Annotated in this window: 20 protein-coding genes; 8 read left to right on the top strand and 12 right to left on the bottom strand. The window is 38.5% G+C overall.

All coding sequences use genetic code 11. From position 1 onward, the window contains the following. Positions 1-11 precede the first annotated feature (11 nt). From A379_RS06130 to ccoS, 3 genes are read left to right on the top strand one after another with little or no spacing between them, the layout of a single operon-like run. The gene (locus A379_RS06130) at positions 12-533 is read left to right on the top strand and encodes a FixH family protein (RefSeq protein WP_040726755.1); all 522 of its coding nucleotides are present in this window, start codon (positions 12-14) and stop codon (positions 531-533) included. Then, on the top strand, positions 533-3001 hold the full coding sequence (locus A379_RS06125; RefSeq protein WP_040726752.1) for a heavy metal translocating P-type ATPase: 2469 nt from the start codon (positions 533-535) through the stop codon (positions 2999-3001). Before A379_RS06130 ends, A379_RS06125 begins: the two co-directional genes overlap by 1 nt. 27 nt (positions 3002-3028) lie before the next feature. After that, entirely contained in the window at positions 3029-3268 is a 240-nt protein-coding gene (gene ccoS / locus A379_RS06120; protein WP_040726748.1) for a cbb3-type cytochrome oxidase assembly protein CcoS, read from the top strand. A gap of 155 nt (positions 3269-3423) precedes the next feature. Here the strand turns inward: ccoS and A379_RS06115 are convergent, their stop codons facing one another. From A379_RS06115 to A379_RS06065, 11 genes are all read right to left on the bottom strand, one after another. Next, on the bottom strand, positions 3424-4098 hold the full coding sequence (locus tag A379_RS06115; RefSeq protein ID WP_051145049.1) for a hypothetical protein: 675 nt from the start codon (positions 4096-4098) through the stop codon (positions 3424-3426). Further along, positions 4095-4691: a hypothetical protein gene (locus tag A379_RS06110; RefSeq protein WP_040726746.1), complete on the bottom strand. Its 597-nt coding sequence runs from the start codon at positions 4689-4691 to the stop codon at positions 4095-4097. The genes A379_RS06115 and A379_RS06110 overlap by 4 nt, the downstream gene beginning before the upstream one ends. A 48-nt stretch (positions 4692-4739) precedes the next feature. Beyond that, a complete protein-coding gene (locus A379_RS06105) occupies positions 4740-5078 on the bottom strand; it encodes an Hpt domain-containing protein (RefSeq protein WP_040726742.1) in 339 nt (112 codons plus the stop codon). Positions 5079-5102: 24 nt separating this feature from the next. Next, positions 5103-7184, bottom strand: a complete 2082-nt coding sequence (locus A379_RS06100; RefSeq protein WP_040726738.1) for an EAL domain-containing protein — start codon at positions 7182-7184, stop codon at positions 5103-5105. Between the two features lie 125 nt (positions 7185-7309). Beyond that, positions 7310-7747: a D-aminoacyl-tRNA deacylase gene (gene dtd / locus A379_RS06095; protein ID WP_040726735.1), complete on the bottom strand. Its 438-nt coding sequence runs from the start codon at positions 7745-7747 to the stop codon at positions 7310-7312. Continuing rightward, positions 7744-8709 (bottom strand): prolyl aminopeptidase, encoded by a 966-nt coding sequence (pip, locus tag A379_RS06090; RefSeq protein ID WP_106381688.1) that lies wholly within the window; start codon positions 8707-8709, stop codon positions 7744-7746. Before pip ends, dtd begins: the two co-directional genes overlap by 4 nt. A 137-nt stretch (positions 8710-8846) precedes the next feature. Next, positions 8847-11153 carry an ATP-binding protein gene (locus A379_RS12670; protein ID WP_051145048.1) on the bottom strand — a complete coding sequence of 769 codons (2307 nt, stop codon included), beginning with the start codon at positions 11151-11153 and terminating at the stop codon, positions 8847-8849. Beyond that, on the bottom strand, positions 11150-12001 hold the full coding sequence (locus tag A379_RS06080) for a substrate-binding domain-containing protein (protein ID WP_081696354.1): 852 nt from the start codon (positions 11999-12001) through the stop codon (positions 11150-11152). The genes A379_RS12670 and A379_RS06080 overlap by 4 nt, the downstream gene beginning before the upstream one ends. A 220-nt stretch (positions 12002-12221) precedes the next feature. Further along, positions 12222-14045 carry a translational GTPase TypA gene (gene typA, locus A379_RS06075; protein ID WP_040726729.1) on the bottom strand — a complete coding sequence of 608 codons (1824 nt, stop codon included), beginning with the start codon at positions 14043-14045 and terminating at the stop codon, positions 12222-12224. 502 nt (positions 14046-14547) lie between these two features. Further along, positions 14548-15087: a DUF6691 family protein gene (locus A379_RS06070; protein ID WP_051145047.1), complete on the bottom strand. Its 540-nt coding sequence runs from the start codon at positions 15085-15087 to the stop codon at positions 14548-14550. Positions 15088-15141: 54 nt separating this feature from the next. Beyond that, positions 15142-15630, bottom strand: coding sequence for a YeeE/YedE family protein (locus tag A379_RS06065; protein WP_040726727.1), 489 nt, complete (start codon positions 15628-15630; stop codon positions 15142-15144). A 422-nt stretch (positions 15631-16052) separates the two neighbouring features. Here A379_RS06065 and A379_RS12665 point away from each other — a divergent pair, with 422 nt between their 5' ends. From A379_RS12665 to A379_RS13220, 3 genes are all read left to right on the top strand, one after another. After that, positions 16053-16262, top strand: coding sequence for a CBS domain-containing protein (locus tag A379_RS12665; RefSeq protein ID WP_051145046.1), 210 nt, complete (start codon positions 16053-16055; stop codon positions 16260-16262). A gap of 227 nt (positions 16263-16489) precedes the next feature. Beyond that, positions 16490-17215, top strand: a complete 726-nt coding sequence (locus A379_RS12660; RefSeq protein WP_051145045.1) for a diguanylate cyclase — start codon at positions 16490-16492, stop codon at positions 17213-17215. 70 nt (positions 17216-17285) lie between these two features. Then, a complete protein-coding gene (locus tag A379_RS13220; RefSeq protein WP_255325077.1) occupies positions 17286-17417 on the top strand; it encodes a hypothetical protein in 132 nt (43 codons plus the stop codon). 154 nt (positions 17418-17571) lie between these two features. Here the strand turns inward: A379_RS13220 and A379_RS06055 are convergent, their stop codons facing one another. Continuing rightward, a complete protein-coding gene (locus tag A379_RS06055) occupies positions 17572-19026 on the bottom strand; it encodes a sensor domain-containing diguanylate cyclase (protein WP_040726724.1) in 1455 nt (484 codons plus the stop codon). Between the two features lie 374 nt (positions 19027-19400). On the opposite strand from A379_RS06055, the gene A379_RS06050 reads away from it, so the two are divergent. Together A379_RS06050 and A379_RS06045 are read left to right on the top strand one after the other, a co-directional pair. Next, positions 19401-20108, top strand: coding sequence for a histidine phosphatase family protein (locus A379_RS06050; protein WP_051145044.1), 708 nt, complete (start codon positions 19401-19403; stop codon positions 20106-20108). 6 nt (positions 20109-20114) lie between these two features. Beyond that, positions 20115-22253: a bifunctional diguanylate cyclase/phosphodiesterase gene (locus A379_RS06045; protein ID WP_040726721.1), complete on the top strand. Its 2139-nt coding sequence runs from the start codon at positions 20115-20117 to the stop codon at positions 22251-22253. Positions 22254-22392 lie beyond the last annotated feature (139 nt).

Genomic DNA, 22392 nt, shown 5'->3' with positions numbered 1-22392 from the left:
GGAGTAAAGGAATGACTGATAGTAAGAAAGATACTCGTGATTGGAGTATTGCCTGGAAAAATCCGTTTGTTATAGCTTGGATTGTGATTTTGCTTATCGTTTTAACCGTCAATTTTTTTATGGTGAGTATGGCGATCGTGACAAACCCAGGATTGGTTGTTGATGACTACTACGAACAAGGCAAAAGAATGGATGTCATTCTGGCTGAGCAAAAACGTATGGAAAAAATAGGGTGGCAGTTACAGGTGGATTTACCGATTCTGTCAGAAGGTAAAAAAGACACTGTAAAACTATCGGTGTTAGATAAAGAAAATAATCCTATTGAGGTTGAAACTGCCACGCTTTATTTTTACCGTCCAGCAGATAGAAAGCTGGATGGCAACGTGGAGATGAATAAAGTAGATGGGATAGGACAATACGAACAAGAATTTAGCTTACCTGTAAAAGGCAAATGGGATTTGATTATGGAAGTGACCAAGGGTGATATTCGTATCAATATCGGCCGAAGTATTATGGTTCAAGATCCTGAATAATGATGAAAAATAGTTGCTTTCATTGCGGGCAAGCCATACCTAAAGGCGATTTGGTTTTAAAAGAGATTAATGGCACTCAACAGAGTTTTTGTTGCCATGGATGTGCTTCAGTGTGTGAAGTAATCCATGAGGCAGGCATGGAGAGCTTTTATAAACGAACACCTGATGGTGAATTGCTAAGCCCGCCACCTCCACCTAATAAAGATATTGAATTTTTTGATTATGATGAAGTTCAATCTCAGTTTGTCGATAATCTCTCGGATAGACGTGAGATTACTTTGATGTCAGAAGCCATTCATTGCGCTGCTTGCGTTTGGCTGATTGAGCATACCTTAGCAAAAATGGACGGTTTGTTATTGGCACGGGTCAACTTTACCAATAAACAAATTAAAATTCGCTGGGACAACAGTAAAACTAAGCTCTCAGAAATTATCAAAAAACTCAATTCTATTGGTTATGACGCCACACCTTATGACCCTTCAGCGAGTGAACAAGCCTATAAAAAAGCGAATCGTGATCTTCTTTACCGTCTAGGTTTTGCAGGTTTTGCCATGATGAATGTTATGTGGTTTTCCGTCGCATTATATTCAGGGGCTGCAGAGGATCTTGAATACCGCAACTATTTTCATTGGCTTGAGTTTTTTATTGCGACCGCTGCATTAGCCTATTCAGGTCAACCCTTCCTTAAAGGGGCTTTAACAGCAATAAAATCTAGAACGGTAGGAATGGATGTCTCGATTAGTTTAGGTATGCTTACGACCTATTTCTACTCTTTTTGGGTCACAATTCACCCTAATCACTCTGGTGATGTCTATTTCGATACTCTGATAGACTTTATGTTTCTACTCTTGATTGGTCGCTATTTAGAAGCGATCTCTAAAAATAAAGCGATTGATGCTTCTAGAAGATTAATGGATCTACAGCCCAAAGTGGCGCGTAAATTAAATGAAGAAGCAGAGAACATTGTGCCTGTGAGAACCTTATTAAAAGGGGATTTAATTGTCGTTAAACCAGGCGAACAAATTCCAGTAGATGGCACAATAAGCTTTGGCCAAAGCATGGTTAATGAATCTATGCTGAGTGGGGAATCAAAAGAAATAAGCAAGAATGTTAATGACAGTGTTGTGGCGGGTACTTTAAATGTAGATGGTCACCTTACCATTCAAGTAGATAAGATTTTACAGGATACCAAGCTCGGTAAGATTGTTCATATGGTTGAAGAGGCGCAGGGTTCAAAAGCCCCCATCCAATGTACTGCCGATAAAATTATGCCATGGTTTGTTTCAACCACAATTTCACTGGCATTAGCTAGTTTTGTATTCTGGCTGTTTATGGCTAATATTGAATTTGCGGTGATTACAGCTACGGCGGTTTTAATTATAACCTGCCCTTGTGCTTTCGGTTTAGCGACCCCAATGGCAATAGCCGTGGCGTCAGGTGTTTCAGCACGTAACGGTATCTTGGTCAAAAACGGTACTGTATTAGAGGTGTTACACTCAATTGAACACTTTGTTTTTGACAAAACAGGCACCTTAACGAAGGGTGAAATGAAGTTAGTTGGAGAAGCGTTTGTCGATTCAACAGAACAAGAGAAGATTCTTAGAGCGGTTGCCTCAATAGAAAATTTATCAGAACACAGCTTAGGAAATGGAATAGTTAAATCTGTTAAAAACCGTTTTTCAATTGGCAATAGTGAATGGTCTAAAGTAGATGGTTTTAAAATTATTGCAGGTAAAGGTGTTCAAGGAACGGTTGCTAACAGTCTTTACCAGATTGGTACAGCGAGTTGGCTCTCCTCTTTAAACTTTACATTACCTGATAGTTTGCAAACCGTTGCAGAAGAAAAAGCAAAACTTGGGCAAACAGCGGTGTGGATTGCAAAAGACTCAGAAATAAAAGGGGTTATTTTCTTAGAGGATGAAATCAGACCTGAAGCCGTAGAACTGATTTCTCGCTTGAAAGCTAAAGGTAAAAAGGTTTCTCTATTGAGTGGTGATTTGGCTGTCGTGGCGGATCGGGTTGCCGAGCAGTTAGGTGGCATGAATGTTATTGCTGAAGTACTGCCTGAAGACAAAAATGAAGTGATTAAGACATTGCAAGCACAAGGTCAAACAGTGGCTATGGTGGGTGATGGTGTCAATGATGCACCTGCATTAGTGAGAGCCAATGTTGGGATTGCTTTAGGATCAGGTACAGATGTATCAATGGAAAGTGCGGATATTGTTTTAATGAACAATGAATTGTTGGCTGTAGATACCGCTATAGAGCTTTCAGCCAAAACATTACGCACGATTAAACAGAATATTGCGAGCTCGATAACTTATAACTTAATTATGGTTCCTTTAGCGATGTCAGGTGTGTTAACACCATTGATTGCCGCTATTACTATGCCTTTAAGTAGTTTAGTTGTGATTGGTAATGCCGCTCGTATTCGTAGCTTTTTTAATAAAAAGCATTCATTAAAATAAAGCAAGATAGATGTAGAGGGACAAAAAATGGATGTGATCTATGGCTTAATTCCAATGATGCTTTTCTTTGGGTTTTTGGTGGTGGTTGTCTTTATTTGGATGGCAAAAAATGGCCATTTTGATGATATGGATGGGCAAGCTAATCGTATTTTTATGGACGATGAATTTCCAGAGGATATTGAACAGAAAAAGCAGGCTTCCTCAGTAGAGGAGGCGCGTGACGATAAGCTATCTGCAGGATCTAAAGAGTCAGAGAAAACGAGTTAACAACTTTTCAAAGCACAATATTAATCCTATAGATACTATTTAATAATAAAAACCAATCTATCCAACCCTACGCTCACAGTGTTTTGATGGTCATAGGGTTTGCCAGGCCTGGTAAGTTGGTTTATTTATCGTTGAATTGTAAACAAGATTAGATTTTACTTTGGGGCAATACTTGTTGTGTATTGCAACGCCTCAGGGCCTTTCTGGTCTAAAATAAGTTCAAGCCCTAGATCGTTGAAAAACCAATGGGGTAAACCATCTGATTGAATCTCTTTTTTATTAGGTTCACCAAAACGTTTCGCAATGGCTCTATCGGTTAAATTGTTTCTTGGTATCAACGCTAGGCTTGAAATGGGGGTATTGAAGAACTTGGTAATATCAGATGTATATAGCTCAATTTCCCTCTCTCCTGAGGTGGTCATTGTGATCTTTTTACCATTATCATAGGTTGTATTAAGTTGTTCTTGTGTTGCGGCTAATTTAAGCGTTAAAGCGGCTTTGATAGAGCCGATATAAATAACGGGAAAATAAGCTTCTAATGATTTATTAGATTCATCGAGCTTAGAGAACATCTTTACCTCAACATCTTTACCATAGAGTGCCATGGCATCCTCAAGGGTTGACTCATGAATCGTTAAACCTAAAGCGTGTAATTTTCCCTCTTTATCAAAGTGTGCATTCCAAGGAAGGTGTTCTTGGTTTACAGGCTCTCTATCAGGCTGTATTAAAAGAATTAAACCAAAGCCAATCACGCTAAAAACGATTAAAATCCAAAAAACGGGTAAATTTTTTGTTTTGGGCTTTGCACCCAAATTCTTACTATCACTCATTTCGGTGTATCGTCCACTTTAGCCGTTTGATTGCCTTCATCACTACCTTTTCCAAGCTCTTCATTTGAGTTTTCATCTCTTGGTAGAATTTTTGCAATATTAGGGTTTGATATCCCATTGCCTGCGTCATACACGGCAATACCTGTTTGCATAAAGGTAATTAGTACAGCAACAAAAATGACTACGGCTGCAAAACGCAAGGTAATGACTTCACCTAAGTTGGTTTGAGAGCCTTCTGTTGAAAAATCGTTCATACTAAACCCTCCTGGAAAGAGGGTGTCGATCAATAAATAAACCAATACCATGCCTATTGCAACCGCATAACTGAAAAGCAGTATGCGTCCTCGACGCCAAGCCATAATCCAGTGAGAGCTCACAAACCAAGTATCATTTTGAATCACTTTCTTTGTTTTAAAATAAAGAAAAGCAATCACTAAACTTGATATCAGTGGAACAAGTAATAATTCAAGTGTTTCACCTATTTCAAGAACAATCATAGAAATAAATAGATGAGTGATAATAACGTTAATATTGAAAATGTGATGCGGTGTTTTAGCACGGCGTTTTTCATCTTCGGTTACACGATAATGCATATAGCAAATCCTTTAATTAAATGGGCTATGTAGAGATAGGTGATAAGGTTAAAAATTGGCCATATAGGTTTTTAACGCTTCTTCAACCGCTCGGTTTTCTGAAATAACTTGAGGCAAAAGTTCTGCAAAGTTGGCTGAATTATTCAGTTTAGCTTGCTGCTCAATTTGCCCCGCCAGTATAGATAGTTGATTAGCACCAATGTTAGCGGCACTGCCCTTAATGGCATGAGCTAATGATTGAATTTTAGGCATAGTATTTGAGTCAATGGCATTTTGTAACTGTAAAATGCTATCGGGTGTGCTGTCTAAAAAAACATTAAGAACCTCTTTCAGGTCGTCGCCAATAATTTCTTTTAGCATGTCTAGGTTGTCTAAATCAATGTGCATAACTTATTTGTTCCATATCTATTTTTATTTTTTAGAGTGGTGTTGTTTTAACCAATCAGTAAACTCATTATGTGGCATCGGTTTACCAAATTTGTAGCCTTGGAAAATATCGCAGTGTTTATCGGCAAAAAACGTCACTTGTTCATCAAGTTCAATCCCTTCGGCCACTACTTCCAAGTTAAGACTTTCAGCCATGGCTAATATCGTTTTAGCAATGGCCTGACCTTCTGGAGTGTCAAGATTTAGTACAAACGAACGGTCAATTTTAATCGTATCAATGGGAAAGCTGTGCAGATAAGCTAAGGATGAATAGCCCGTACCAAAATCATCAATAGAGAGAGAAACTCCCATGGCTTTTAAGCCACTCAATATATTGATATTGGTCTCAGCGTCGCTCATCGCAAGGCTCTCGGTGATTTCTAAATCAACAAAATGACTCGGCAATTTCGTTTTACTTAACGCGGTTTGGGTGTCTTGCATAAGGTTAGATTGGGTAAACTGTCTACTCGATAAATTGATGCCAATACGCATTTGGTCATAACCTAAATTGTGCCAAATTTCCGTTTGTTTAATGGCCGTTTCCAAGACATAACGACCAATCTCAATAATCATTCCAGTGCTTTCAGCCAAGGGAATAAATACCACAGGAGAGACGATGCCACGAGTAGGGTGGCGCCAACGTACTAAAGCTTCTGAGCCGATAGGTTCAAGTGTTTTAGCATGAACTTGTGGTTGGTAAAAAACTTCGATTTCATTATTTTTTAAAGCCTTGCGTAGATCGTTCTCTAAAGTGAGCATATCTAAGGCGTTGTCATTCATTTCTGGTCTGTAAAAAATGAATTGATTACCACCATGTGATTTGGCGTTGGTTCTTGCGCTGTTCGCATGCTCAATTAAAGTTTCAGTGTCCGTGGCATCATCTGGAAAAACGGATACACCACAACTATAACTGATAAATAATTCTTTATTATTAACGATAAAAGGAGCGTTTAAGTCATTCCTGAAACGGTTAATGACCAAGTTTAGTTCATTGTTGTTTTGTATCTTAGGTAAGAGGATGGCAAATTCATCACTTCCGATTCTAGCCACAAAATCACCCTCTCGGGTAATTCGGTTTAAACGCTGTGCAAGCGAAATGAGCAGATTGTCTCCCTGTTCTTGACCTAAGTTTTTATTGATTTGTTTAAAACGGTCAATATCAAAAATAAGCACAGCACCAAGTTGTTGATGAGCGTTTTCTGACAACAGGGTTGTTAGAGTTTCATTAAAACTCACCCTGTTTGGAAGTTCTGTTAGTGTGTCATGTTTCGATTGATAATGAATTAAGGTTTCAGCTTTATGTAGGCGACTAATATCTTGGGCAGAACCTGTAATCTTATTGATTTTGTCTTGGCTGTCATAACTCACTTCCCCTAAACATTCAATATGGCGCAGATTGCCATCTTGCTGAATGACTCTAAAGCTGATTTGAATATGAGACTGTCCATTGCTTGCTTCAGAAACAGCTTGTTGAATGATAGGTAAATCTTTAGGCAAAACGCGACTTAAAAAATTGTCTAAGCTAACCGCAGAGTGTTTAGGAACGCCAAATAAACTAAAGGCCGATTGTGATCCCGTGACTCGGTCTGAGACAGCATCCCACTCCCAATAACCCAGTTTCGCCAGTTTTTGAGCAAAGACCAGTTGCGCTTGGCTACTTCTTAATTGTTCTTCAATTTCTGCTGAACGAAGTGCATATTTCACACGCTGTGTTAATAGACCCCAATTGATTGGCTTGGTAATAAAGTCGGTGGCGCCCGCATCAAAAGCATTATTAATGGAGTCAACGTCATCCAGTGCTGTGAGCATTAATAGTGGAATAGCGCGATCTTGTTCGTATTTACGGATGGCTTGTATGGTTTCGTAGCCATTCATCTCTGGCATCATGGCATCGACAATAACAAGATTGGGTGCTTGTTCGATATAGCTTGTGAATCCCTCACGGCCATTGCTGGCATCAAACACTTCATAGTCCGATTGAGCTAATACTTTACGCAACGTTAACCGAGTGACAGGATCATCTTCGATAATGAGTATTCTAGGGTTTGCTTGCGTTGTAGTCGGCATCTTAAACGATAAGTTCCAATCGTTGTTATAGAGCGTTAGTTTAGCGACTAATTGCTGAAATTAAAACCTGTTTCAGGGAATATTCAATACAATCAAGCTAGATGGTGATTTAAATCAAAATAGGATTAAATTTCTAACCAAAATGTGACAGGACCATCATTAATTAAACTCACTTTCATATCAGCACCAAATTTGCCAGTTTGAATGAATGGGTAGAGTGATTGAGTATATTGAACAAATTCATCAAATTGTTTGGTAGCGATTTCGGGTGGGGCTGACGTCGAAAAACTCGGTCTTAGGCCTGATTTTGTGTCAGCCGCTAAGGTGAATTGGGGTACCAGTAACACTCCTCCTGAAACCTGTTGAACATTAAGATTCATCTTATCGTTGTTGTCCGAGAATACGCGATAGTGCAAAAGCTTGTGCGACATCTTATGAAGTGTTTCACTCTGATCACCTGGTTGAAAGCCTGTTAAAACGACCAGGCCTGGTCCAATTTTGCCAACGACTTCATTGTTGATTGAAACTTCTCCCTGAGTGACTCTTTGAAGTAAGCAAATCATATCTCACCCAGTTGTTCGGCATATAAATCGGTTGTTTCAACCAGCATTTTCGCAATTTCAGGTTCCATGGCGGAGTGCCCAGAATGGTTACACACGATTAATTTCGATAACGGTAACTTATTATGCAAATCAAAAGCTTGATTGATTGGGCAAACCATATCATATCGCCCATGAATAAGGGTGATAGGCAGGTGTTTGATGGAGTCAATGTCTTGTAGAATCTGGTTTTTTTCAATAAAGGCTTCATGGCGGAAGTAATGGCACTCAATTCGTGCCATCGCTAAAGCATGAAAAGGCTCGCCAAAATGCTTAACAATATTTGGATCGGTTTCAAGATTAGAGGTTCTGCCCTCCCAAATGGACCACGCTTCAGCGGCACGCATTCGCGCAACTTCATTATCGCTGGTTAATAATTCGTGATAAGCAGCAATCATGTTGTGACGTTTATTAGGCTCAATTGGGGCAATAAAGTCCTCCCAATATTCGGGATAGAATTGATCAGCCCCTTTTTGGTAGAACCAGTTCAAGTCTTGTTCGCGACATAAGAAAATGCCTCGCAAAATTAAGCCAAGTACTCTTTCGGGATAAGTTTGAGCGTAGAGCAGTGCAAGTGTTGAACCCCAAGAGCCACCAAATAATAACCATTTATCAATCGTTAGATGGCGGCGAATTTTTTCAATATCTTCTATGAGGTGAGCGGTTGTATTTTTGGTTATACAGGCGTGGGGACGTGATTTACCACAACCTCGTTGGTCGAATAAAATAATACGGTAACGTTGTGGACAAAAGTATTGACGATGAATGGCTGAGTACCCACCACCTGGACCGCCATGAATAAACAGCACAGGAATCCCCGCAGGGTTTCCGCACTCTTCTATATGTAAGGAGTGTGTGCTGTCTACTTGAAGACTATGTTGAACATAAGGCTCGATGGGAGGGTACAAATAAGCTGGCTGTATCAATGTATTAAGACTCCAAAAATATTTTTATTTCTAAGTTTACTAGAAAAAAACGCTTTTCATAGTCTAATAAAGTCACAAAATCCAATAAATTGAGCTTGATTTGAACTAATGATTGTTTAAGTAACGTGAAGGAATTATTAAACACTGCTGGTTAAATAAAGCCTAAAAATCTCATGTAATTTAGGAATGTTAACGGGTTTCGTTAGATATTCATCCATCCCAGCAGAGACAAATCGCTCCCTATCGCCAGTCATTGCATTGGCTGTCAAAGCAATAATAGGGAGTCGATTAAGGTTTTGTTGTTGCTCCCATTCTCTTATTTGTTTCGTCGCTTCAATGCCGTTTAGATTTGGCATGTTTTCATCCATTAACACTAGGTCGTAGTGGTTTTTTGTCACCGCTGAAACGGCTTCTAGGCCATCTTCGGCTAAATCAAAAGTAATGCCCTGTTTAGTGAGAATTGCACTCATGAGTAGTTGGTTGGTTTTATTGTCTTCAACCAATAGGATATGGCCTGCTAGTTGAGATGCTGAAAGACTCTGCAATGCAGGCCTTTCTGTTATTTCTACGATTTTGGCTGGTACACTAAAGTAAAAACGGCTTCCTTTGCCAAGCGTGGATTCGACATGCAGTTCTCCTCCTAGCATTTGCACTAGTTTTGCACTGATAGCTAAACCAAGGCCAGTACCACCATATTTTCGAGTAGTCGATGTCTCGGCTTGTGCAAAGGCTTCAAATATATGTTCTTGAGCTTCTTTAGAAATGCCAATGCCTTGGTCTTTAACAGAAAAATGTAAATAACCGTGTGCATAACTAATTTCTAAATAAATGCTTTTATGTGAATCCGTAAACTTAATTGCATTTGAAATAAGGTTAGAAAGCACTTGTTTAATGCGCAAAACATCGCACTTTAAGCCGTTTGGAAGTGTTTCTGATAGCTCAATCGAAAAGGTCAGTTGTTTTTCACTGCATCGCGCTCGAAATAGATCAGCGGTAGAGCTGAACTCTTTGATTGGATTGAAAACAACAGGGTCAATATTGAGCTTTCCGCTTTCAATCTTACTGAAATCTAATATGTCATTAATAATACCGAGCAGGGAGTGGCTTGAGTTATCAATGGTATCTAAATATTTGGTGGATTCTTCATCATGCGTTTTATCTTTTAACAAACCAATAAAGCCAAGGATGGCATTTAAAGGAGTGCGTATTTCATGGGACATATTTGCCAAAAATGCACCTTTTGCTTGAGTCGCTTCAAGCGCTTGGTTTTTCTGCTCTTGTAGGATGCGGTTGGTTTTTTCATTCCCTGAAATATCAAACATAGAAATGATGTAGCGATGATATTTATCGGATTTAACTGCATTGAGCTGAAAAGTGGTTATCACACCTTGATAATTAATTTTTGCTTTATGCGTCTGCTCTGGATTCTTAATTAAGAATTCAATCCAATTTTTATCCTCAAATTTATAGACCAGGCCTGGCTCTTTAACAAATAAATCGCAAATACAAGTGTAGTCTTTGGCAAAGGCATCTAATGTTGGATAGTTTGAGAAAAATTTAAAAAAACCACCACTGGCATCGATAATATTGACACCATCATTCACAATAATAATATTAGATTGTGAGTCAAGAATGTCTTGAGTGTAGTCTTGATTGGTTTGAATTTCTTGGGTGGTGTTACGAATATTTCGACTGAGTGTATAAAAGGCAATTAAACCAAGAATAAATACCGATAGGGTGAGTGAAATTTGTATGTTCTGATAAAACTTCTTCTGAGCTTCAACCTCTTTTCTGGTCTGTTTAAAATGCAGTTTGTTTTGGTGAAAAATATGATTAGCATCTTCCTTGATGCGTACAAATAAAGGTTTAATGAATTTTACTTGGAGCTTAAGTTCAGTAATTGCTTCAGAGAGTTTTGGAGAATTGGTTTTACGTAAGAGATCTATCTCTTCTAAACGTTGTGTCAATTCATCCATTTTGCTATTGATGATGGTGAATTTAGGCAGAATATCGGAACGTGAAAAGGAAAACATGTCTTTTATTTCTGGTTTATACAACAAAATATCAAATTGGCGTTCAGTATTGGGCAGGTTTAAATCAATATGATGTTTATAGATTCCGCCTTCATTTAAGATGGTTAAGGCGTCTTTAATCGCTTCTTGTTGTTTAAGAATGTCTTTAATAAGTATTTTTCTTAAATGCTTATTTGGGAATGCCGCCATTTGAAAGAAATCAGATTCAATTTTATGGATTTCTAAGATAATTTCTTGGCCTAAAAGGTTTTCTACTTCAGAGTTTTGAACTCTTTGGTCTAATTCCGAAATAAAATTAGAAATGCTGAGATTAAGCACCGCTTGAGAACCAATACCAAATATAAAAATAAGGAGCAAAAGGAATAAATTTCTTGGAGTGTGGTTTAAGTAAGGGCGTTTTAAGGTTTTCATTGTGCCTCTTTCTCAACCGATTTGGTTGTTTGTTTCTCTGTTTTTAAGTGAGCCAAGGCGGTTTTTAACTCTTGTTCTGTTAAAAAACCATATTGAGCAAATGTTTCTAATCCATGTTTAGAACTCGCATACTGCATAAACTGCATGGCCAGGCCTGGTTGTTTGGAAAAGGATAATAAGTTTAGTTCGAGCCTTTTCGGTTTTGCAATGTCTTCGGGCAATAAAATGGCATCCATATAATCTTCTGTTTCAGGCCATTTTGTTGTTGCATACCAGTTTATGGCAACGTCAGCATCGCCATTTTGTATCGCATTGAATATACGATGAGAATCGGTTGTAAAGTAGGTAACATTGTCGTAAACCTCTTTGGTTAATCCTTGTTGGTCTAGCAAAGCTTTGGCGGCTCTTCCTACAGCGCCAGATTCAGGTGCGGATAAAACCACAGAATATTCAGGATTAATCAGTTGTGTGAGCTCATTGCTTAAACCTTTAGGGTTGCCTTTAGCAATCACTAATGCCAGACGGTTATAGCCCACAAATACATAATCTTTTAAAAGACCATCGGCTTGATTTTTAATACGATACGAATCAGAACCAGGAAAAAAAATATCCCCTTTTTGCTCCGCTTTAATCGTTTTATAAAGGTAGCCTGTTGCCCCTTGTTTGATTTCAATATTAACGTTATTTTTTGCTTCAAATTCTTTGACAAGCACATTCAATGGTCTCACCATGGTAATGCCGCTGTAGATAATTAAATCTATATTCTGCTCTCTTGAAGAGGGGGACTCAGACGGTGAACACCCCAACAAGAATGTCACGGCAGAAAATAAGATGATCTTATGAAGCATGAAGTGAACGGTCCTTAATTGTGAAAACAAGGTGAATCGAGAGCAATAATTTTTTATTCTATCATTACAAGAATTAAGGATATTGATTTTACGTTTAGGTTTTTTTGTAAAATGGATTAAACCTATTTAACCAGGCCTGGTTAAAGTGAAATGCGTGTTTTTTTAAAGCAAAAAAAAGGCCTCAATTACTGAGACCTTTTTCTGTTTAGACGCTAAAAGATTATCCTTTAGAGCGTCCTGCACGTTTACGTTCGTTCTCGGTCAGTAATTTCTTACGAATACGAACGCTTTCTGGCGTGACTTCAACTAACTCATCATCATCAATGAATTCAAGTGCCTGTTCAAGCGAGAAACGAATAGGTGGTGTTAACGTTAGAGCTTCATCTGTACCAGAAGCACGCATGTTTGTTAACTGCTTACCTTTAACAGGGTTAACCGTTAAGTCATTAGCACGACTGTGCAGACCAATGACCATACCTTCATACACTTCTTCACCGTGACCAACATATAAACGACCACGGTCTTGTAGGTTAAATAAAGAGAATGCCAGCGCTTTACCTTTTTCCATAGAAATCAGTACACCACGTGTTCTTTCACCTAAAGTACCAGTGAATTTAGGGCCGTAATGAGAGAAACTTGAGAAGATTAAACCCTCACCTTGAGTGGCTGTCATAAACTCGGTACGGTAACCAATTAATCCACGTGAAGGAATAATGAAGTCGATACGCACACGACCGTGTCCGTCTGGAACCATGTCTTGCATTTCGGCTTTACGCAGACCTAAACCTTCCATAATCGTACCTTGAGCAGACTCTGGAACGTCAACCGTTAAGGTTTCATAAGGTTCTTGCATTTCACCATCAATTTCACGGAAGATTACTTCTGGACGAGAAATCCCCATCTCAAAACCTTCACGACGCATGGTTTCAATCAATACTGAAAGGTGAAGTTCACCACGACCCGAAACACGGAATTTGTTCGCATCTTCAGTGTCTTCAACACGTAATGCCACGTTTGTGATTAGTTCTTTCTCTAAACGCTCACGAATCTGACGAGAAGTTAATAGCTTACCTTCTTGTCCAACAAACGGAGAGTCGTTAACTTGGAAAGTCATGCTTACAGTAGGTTGGTCAACCGTAAGAGCAGGTAAGGCTTCTGGGTGGTTAGGATCACATAAAGTATCAGAGATATTTAGCGGATCTAAACCAGAGAATGCAACGATATCACCGGCATGTGCTTCATCAACGTTAACACGTTCAAGACCCATGTAACCAAAGATTTCACCAATCTTGCCTTTACGCTGATTACCTTTCGCATCCACGATCACAACTTGCATACCCACTTGAGCCGCACCGCGTTTAATGCGACCTGTACCAATAACACCTTTGTAGTTATCGTAATCAAGAGAGATACACTGCAGCTGGAAAGGACCTGCTAAATCTACGTCAGGAGCGGCCACTTTATCAACGATAGTTTGGAATACAGGCTCCATATCGCCTTCACGAACATCTTCATCAAAACCAGCAAAACCATTTAAACCAGAAGCGTAGATAACGTCAAAGTCCATCTGCTCATCGGTTGCGCCTAAGCGGTCAAATAGGTCAAACGTTTGGTCAAGTACCCAGTCAGGACGTGCACCAGGACGGTCGATTTTGTTAATAACAACAATCGGCTTAAGCCCTTGAGCTAAGGCTTTAGATGTTACAAAACGTGTTTGCGGCATTGGCCCTTCAACAGAGTCAACAAGTAATAAAACTGAGTCAACCATAGAAAGAATACGTTCTACTTCACCACCAAAATCGGCGTGGCCTGGAGTATCTACGATGTTGATACGGTAACCGTTCCAGTTAACTGCGGTGTTTTTAGAAAGGATGGTGATTCCACGTTCTTTTTCTAGGTCATTCGAGTCCATGACACGTTCGCCCAAGTCTTTACGAACATCGTCAAATGTTCCAGACTGCTGTAGTAATTGGTCAACCAGGGTGGTTTTCCCGTGGTCAACGTGGGCAATAATCGCAACATTGCGAATGTGATCCGTTTTCATGGCTCGCTCTCTATCTAGGGGTAGTGGCAAAATCGCAGTGTTTTCACTGGCTTATTGGCCGCTAAGAATTTGAAAAAGAAGGTATTATAATGAAATTAAAAGGAATTTATAGGTTATTGATGATTTTTATTGCATATGCGAATGCTGAGTCACTCTAAACAGTAACTAACTTAAAGAAATAATCAGAGAGTATAGGCTTTAATTATTAAAGTCTATTTGTAAAGAAAGGTATCCATATTTTGTGATTGATTCGTCAGAATCAACCACGAAAACGCGAAGGTTTAAAAGGGGTAATGGCGATTAGAAATAACACCGTTCCTGTGTTTTAACTCATGCGACATAAATACTTTATTTATAAGATTTTATAACGACTAACGACTAACAAATGGCAATTAGTACGGCTATTTGCTCAAATAAAACGGGTTTAGTTTTAGAATTCTTCGTGTCTTCGTGGTTAATTTTTTTGTTTTTATCAATCTAAAATGCGCTTAACCGTAAAGAATTAGTCTTTAAATGCATCTGAATAACGGCCGTTGTGTGCAATAAAACTTTGTAAAACCCCATAAGCCATTGTACCCAAAAGCAAACCAAATAAGGTAAAGAGGGCGCTGATTTTACCTTCACCGATCATCGCGGGTACAGTACCAGGGCATGAGGCCGTCATAGCCCAGCCAATGCCAAACAAAAATGCACCAGCAATCAAGCCTTGTTGATACGGTTTTTTAACAAAGTCTACTTCCATGCCTGTTGTTAAAGCTTGTACATGGTATTTCTTTAATAAATAAACCCCAATCATTGAAACCACAACAGCGGTACCAATTACCTTCATTAATTGCATATCAATAAACAGAAACATCTTGGCATGAAAGTCATAGGTCGTTGCCCCTGCATGACTCATTAAAAAGCCAAACATCACTCCCATAAACAGACCTAAAATATTGGCACGGTAGGCATAACTAAAAGAGATTAACGTCAGTTTAATGCTCTTGGTTAATGGTAAGTTATGCTTTTCTTTTTTTTGCTCTTTATCTTCTTTTGTCATAGTGAATTCTTTTTAATTTAAGCCTTGCCGATAAGGTCTTAGCTGGTGTTATATTTAAGTGCCAAACAACAGTCTAGTGGTAATAAATGCGCTCATAAAAAATACCGCACCAGCTAACAAGCTAGGAGGGTTCATCATTGCACCGCCCACCAGCGCGTGACCTGTGGTGCAAGCACCCGCTAAACGTGCGCCAAAGCCTAATAACATCCCGCCAAACATAAGCCAAATCGCTTTTGCGGCATCAGATTGTGGCAAAATTTCTTCATACATGCCCATATCAAAACTAATATGCCAAGGGTCATCAGAACCTAAAGCGCTTAATAATCCCCCTATTGGAATGCCTATTAAAAACCAAAGTTTAGGATTGTTTTTTTCGCGGTATTCGCCCTCGTGGTAGTAACTCATGTTTTTACATATGTAACCACAGACGTTTCCGTAGCCAGTCGAGCAGCCTGCAGGCTTACCGATTAACCAAAAATGCAAAATAACAAATAATCCAATTGCCAGGCCTGCTATCCATCCAGACCAAACGGTAATTTCCATAAAGCATAGCCCTTATATCAGTTTTCAATATTATCGCTATTGTTCAGTCTTTTAATAACTGAGTCAATACAGGGTTTTTATTGGGTCAATAAGTAAGACTTATTGAGTGAGGTTGTATTTTTTATAACCTATTGCAGGTTTGCCTGTAATGTGCGGTAAATCTGTTATTTGATTTTAAATAATTATTATATAAATGAATCGGAGTGCTTCTTGTAATAAGCGTAAAATTAAGTGGTTAAGCAATTAAAGAAGTGAGAATTAATGCGTTTTCCAAATGTTTATGATATCTGTTCAAAAAATGTTCTTAAGATTCATTCTAAGGCTTCCTTGAAAGAGGCATTAGATCAAATGTTAGCGTTCAATCATCGCAATATTATTGTTGCGGGGAGCATTACCACCATATCTTGCGTGCTAAAGAAGTTTTGCAATTTAACCTCCAAAAAGTGTCTCCTGATACCGCATTAAAAGAGCTTGATATGCCAAGGCTTTCCATGGTGAATAAAGACGATAATATTCTAGATTGTGTGGCGTTTTTAAAAGACGAAATTGACCAAATTGATATTGTAGATGAGCAAGGTGATTTGTGTGGCATATTAACCCATAGCGACATTGTTAATAGTATCGATCCCTAAGTTCTTCTTGAGAACTACTCCGTTAGTGATGTATTAAAGCGTCATCGCGGTGATATTTGGGTAAAAGCGTCTGATAAAACAGAAGATGTCATTGCCTTGATGGTTAAACACAATCAGATTGTGTGATCGCCAAGGATGGCAAAGGCATAAAAGGTATTTTTACCATCTAAGATGTAATGCGTCTTTTTGATAAACACAGCCATCTTGCATGTCCTCTTGAGGATTACATGAGCAAACCTGTTGAAACAATCAACGCCAATATGTCCATTAAAGCGGCCTTACGATTTATCCAAGAAAAGCACTTTAAAGGTGTGGTCGTGGTAAGCGAGGAGGGTGAGTTGCAAGGAATCGTTACACAAAATGAATTGATTTCACTCTCATACAGTAATTGGGCGGTTATTATGAGAAAGTTTCAAAGTGAGTTACAAGAAATCAATACATTGCTTGAACAAAAAAGTAAACCTTATGAAGGTTTGGCTGCCAAAGACCCATTAACAAAATTATACAACCGTTATAAGTTTACTGAGATTTTTACCTCTGAGTTTGTGAGCATGAAAGGGCGAGAGAACGAGATGAGCCTAATTATGCTAGATATTGATTTTTTTAAAAAAATTAATGACCAATTTGGGCACAATATGGGAGATAAAGTGCTGATTGATGTGGCACAGGTTCTTGATAAAAATCAGCGACAGACTGATGTGATATGTCGTTGGGGTGGTGAAGAATTCTTGATACTTCTTCCATCGGCGGGTCTAGAAAAAACCTGCATTATCGCAGAAACCTTAAGAACCAAAATTAAACAGATTACGTTGTTACCAGGTCATACTGTTACAGCAAGTTTTGGTGTTACTGAGGTTAGAGTGGATGACACCTTAGAAAGCTTAGTTGAGCGTGTCGATTCCGCTCTATATGAAGCTAAGAAAAATGGACGAGACCGAGTTGTTACTCTCTAAAAGTGGTGGCCTATCAAGGTTTTGATGGAAAAAACAACAAACAGTGAGATTTGGATATGGGTGAGGAAAGATGTCAGTAAACGGAGTAATCAATGCTGTTTTGGTACAAAACAAGGTTTACAGTCAAGCACAAATCAGCGCATTGTCGCTTGGCTTTAAAGTCTTTAGAGATTCAAGTCCAAAGTGTCATAGCACGCATTGAATCTATACCAAAAGCTTCTAGTAGAAAAAACTCGCCAGATAATTTAGGACGCAATATAAATACTACAGCTTAATTGTTGATAGGGTTTCTCGTTTTGACCCAATACACACATATAGCGGCACCGTTGGATATTACCAGGCCTGGTAAATTAAGTTCATTTATAAAGAGTATCGCTACCAACGGTTTTGTTTTTACCCGTACGTTTCGCTTCGTACATGGCAGAATCAAGACGATGAAAAATCAAATCTTGGCTATCGTTTATGAGGCATTCAGTAACGCCCAAACTAACGGTTACGGGTTGTTGAGTTAGATCGATTAGTACGGCATCTTGCTCAATTTCAATGCGCAATTTTTCAGATAGATTTTTGGCGTCATCAAGAGGGGTGTTCATTAAGCCAATAATAAACTCTTCACCACCCCAACGAGCACTAATATCGGTTTCTCTTAAGCAGTGGTTTAGTATTTCACTAATACGAATTAACACTTTGTCACCTACGTGATGACCATAGCTATCATTAATATCTTTAAAGTTATCGACATCAAAAAAGATTAAACACATCTCAGAATTATTGCGTTTTGCCAGATTCCAGTATTGAGTAAAGGCCTCGTTAAAAGCGCGTCTATTTTGTAAATGTGTCAGGCTGTCATTTTGTGCCAAAAAGGCGAGTTTACGGTTAAAACGGCGTACTGTCGCTAGAGTGATAAAGATAACTATGAGCGTAATCAGCATAGAAAACGCCAGGTTAATATAAAAGGTTTGACGAACTTCTTGGGTGAAATCAGCCAGCTTTGCTTGCACCAGCAGGTAAGATTCTAGCTCAGGAATATACTGACTATTGAGCAAAAACCGATCGCCGTTAAAGCTATATTCCATTACCTTTTTTTGATTACTAAAAATCTCATTACGTAGAGCGCCTAAGTTTGGTATTTCATCAATATTGGTTAAAGGGTTTTCTTTACGTTCACGGAGTATGACTTCGCCATCTTTGTTAATAAAAAACACCGTGAAATGGTAGGTTTCTCTAAATTCTTTCAAAATGCCGTCAATATAGGACATTCTCATGCCAATACCTGTTACACCTAGTTGCTTATTGTTTTTATCAAATATTTTGTGATTAATGAACATAATCATCGTGTTGCTAAACTGGTCGTTGTAATCTAAGTTGATTTCGTGTGCTTTATCTGAATTTTTAAAACGAAAATACCATTGATTATCTGGATTTTCTGGACTCATTTTTTCAACAAACCCATTTTGTGAATAATAGTTTTGAGTTCTTTCTGAGGATAGAAAAGTTAAAAACATTCCATACTTCTGTTGAATCGAAGCTAAATATTGCTGAATTTTTTCATGGCTGTGTTCTTCATGCAATAGCCAATAGGTCACAAAGGTATCGTGCGCCATCATGGAGGAGATTAAGTTGGGTTCAATAATATTACTTTGAATTTCTGAATAAATATTTTCAAGCGATAGAGGCAGAGAACGGGTCTCTAATTCAGTTTGTTTGGCATTGAGAGAAACGAAAAAGTTAATGAGAGAAATAGAAACTGACAATAATATAAGAAGAAACGTGATAACAATAACGATTTTAAGGTTGGCATTGAATTTCATATAAAACTTATTGGTTATGTCTTGTTGCGATTAAGGTAGATGCTATATTTTATGGTTGAATCATTTTACTTTAAACTCACATACAAAAAGTTAATGTTTTATCAAAGTGTCATTCAAAGTTAATGTATACACCGACCACGAACATGTGCGTTTTAAAAGTTCAGTTTACCAGGCCTGGTAATTAAGACTTAGTTTTTTTTTAATGATGGATTGGAGTCTTAAATAACGGTTAAGAAGGGGGTTAAGGTTATTGCTGGCGGGTCATTTTTTACCGTATTGTGATGTGGTTATATTATAAGCTTTTTATACTCAATAATTCGGTAAAAAGCCTTTAATATTGTAATGATTTAAGGTTTAATGGTGTTTCGTTTTCAATGAAAAGATTGGTGTTTATTTTGCCGTTACAAAATCCTATCTACCGTTTATTTATTAGTGTGTTGTTTTGTTGTTTTATCGCTGTTTCTGTTGCAAATGCGGCTTCAGGAAAAAGTTTTAATGAAAAAATCGCCACGCCTGAGTTGCTGACTCAGCTAAAACAAGGCGGTTTTGTTCTCTATATGCGTCACGGTAATACCGATAACTCTCGACCTGATAGAGTGCCTAGTGTTGACTTAAATGACTGCAATACACAGAGAGTTTTAAATGAAGAGGGGCGCACAATCACCAAAAAAATCGGTGAATATATCCGTGTGGCAGAGATACCTGTGAATGAGATTTACTCGAGCCCGATGTGTCGCGCCAAAAACTCGGCATTGAATGCTTTTGGACGATATCAACTGGAACCCAAAATTATGTACACTGGTGGCATGACCAGTGCGCAAAAAAAACCTGTTATTCAAAAGACTCGTGAACTGGTTTCTCGCCCAGTTACCAGTGGCGGTAACCGAGTTTTAGTGGCACACGGCCCAAATATGATGGATTTAATGGGGTACTTTCCAGTTGAAACAACCATTGTCGTTTTTAAGCCAAAAGGCGGTAATCAGTTTGAATACATCGGAAGCATTCAACCTCAAGATTGGCCACAACTACTTGGTAGGCTTGAAAGCCGTAATCGAGAGAGCGGTTTAGCACATAATCACTAGGACTTTATGAGAAAACTACAGATTTCATCCCTATTGATTTTTTTATTGCCAGCCTTTTTGGGGTTGGGCATCATGGGGGTAGTTTATCTTTATGGCACAACCCATTTTATTGAAGCTGAACAACGTAATCTAGTTGGCATTGAGCAAAATGCCCAACTGATGAGTTCAACCGTTAATTTTATTCAAAAAACAGGGCGATTACACTCTCGGCTTGAAAATCTGATTGAGGCGGCAAAAAAACGAACCCAGTCTCAAGAGCAGTTGTATATTCAGCATACACAAATTATTGATGAATTAGCTATTTTAGAAAAGCAGTTTGCAGATTTAAAAAGCTTTTTGTCAAAAGATATCAATAGTCAAGAATCTATTGCGAAATGGCAGGCTGGGTTTGTTAAATTTAAAAACTTTACGACAATGGCAACAGACATTATTGCCATTGACCCAAGTACGGCAGAAAACTACATTAACGCCGCTCAAAAATCATTCTTTGATTTTTCCTATAACGCCTATCAAGTTTCAGAACAGCTCACTTTACAAACAAATCAAACGCTGAGTTCATCTAAAACGCTACTGGAAGATTCTACGCAACTTCTTTACATTATGTTTGTAGCCTCCTCTTTAATTGCCTTTTTAATTGCTATTTTGGCGGCACGCAAGCTCTCTGAATATCATCGAGTCATCCTCTCGTCGCTTTCGGTTTTAACTCAAAATAGCAAACGTGTACCTGAACTACCTCAGATAACCAAACTTGTGGAAACCACGACCTCTGGTGAGATCAAAAATTTAGGCCAAGCGGTACTTAAATTTAGAGAAGTGTTGATTACCAATCAAGAAGAGCAAACAAGAATCTATGAGTTGGCTTATTCAGACACGCTGACAAAACTACCGAATCGCGCATCACTGCTTAAAGTGATTAATACCGAACTTGAAGAATTGAAACGCTCTCAACGGCAAAACCTATTGCTCAAAATTAACCTTAACCGTTTTAAATTGTTCAATGATGGAATGGGGTATGAGTTTGGTGATGAACTGTTAAAGCTAGTCGCTTTGCGCTTAAAAAACTTTAAGCAACCAAATATGGAGTGTTTCAGAGTAGGAGGGGATGAGTTTGCCATTAGAGTTCCTTGTACCTCGTTTCAAAATGGTGACTTGTCTCAAAAGCTCAATATGATTGCTGAATCACTACATGAACACTTAGGTGAGTATTTTTCTATTTCTAACAATCGCATAAAAATCACCGTTAATATCGGCATGACACTTTACCCATTAAGTGATGATGATAGCCCGTTAGAAGTATTTAGGCACAGTATGATTGCCTTGCATAACTCTAAAGAGCACGGCCAGCGTCAAACGGTCATTTTTAATGAAGAACTTTTAAAAAATGCAAATGACAGCTTTGAGGTAGAAAAAGACCTCGAAAAAGCCATCAAAAACAATGAGCTTGAGTTCTACCTACAAAGCCAGGTTTACCCAAAAAGTTCGATTCATTATGCCGAGTCTTTGGTGCGCTGGATTCACCCGCAGAAAGGCTTTATTTCCCCAGCTGTATTTATCGGCATAGCTGAAAAATCGGAATTAATCATCCAAATTGATAAATGGATGCTAAATAAAGCCTGTGAATTTATTGTGCAGCAAACTTTGCAGGGTAAAAAAGTACATATTTCGGTCAATATCTCTGGTCGCCATTTTATAAAACCTGGTTTTATCGATTACATCGATGCCTTGATTCTTAAAACAGGTGTTGATGCGAATAAATTAACGATTGAAATCACCGAAAGTGTCCTGATGACAGACCTTGAGGCTGTAATAGAAAAAATGCACTATCTGCGTCGCTATGGAATACGTTTTTCAATTGATGACTTTGGTACAGGCTATTCCTCTTTAGCTTATCTAAAAAAGTTGCCCGTTCAAGAACTTAAGATAGATAAACTCTTTATTAATGACATTGCTTCAAATGAAGATGATTTAAAACTGGTGCGAGCAATTTTTGAAGTGGCCAAAACCTTTGACCTTGATGTGGTTGTTGAGGGGGTAGAAGAGGACAATCAACTTGAGATTGTGAATAAAATTGGTGATCCAATTATTCAAGGATTTATCTACGCCAAACCTATTCCTGCTGGCGAATGGGCAAAACAAATTCACTGATCTGAAACACCTTGTTAACAATGCCGTAAATCAATGGCGCTCGATTGGGTGTTTTTCTAGCCGTCGTTTACATTATTAAAAACAAACAACCTACCAGGCCTGGTAGGTTTTCCAACTCGGTTTTTACAAGGTGTGGAGT

The sequence above is a fragment of the Thiomicrorhabdus sp. Kp2 genome (assembly GCF_000478585.1).
GTDB lineage: Bacteria > Pseudomonadota > Gammaproteobacteria > Thiomicrospirales > Thiomicrospiraceae > Thiomicrorhabdus.
This window is presented reverse-complemented; position numbering and strand designations above follow the sequence as displayed.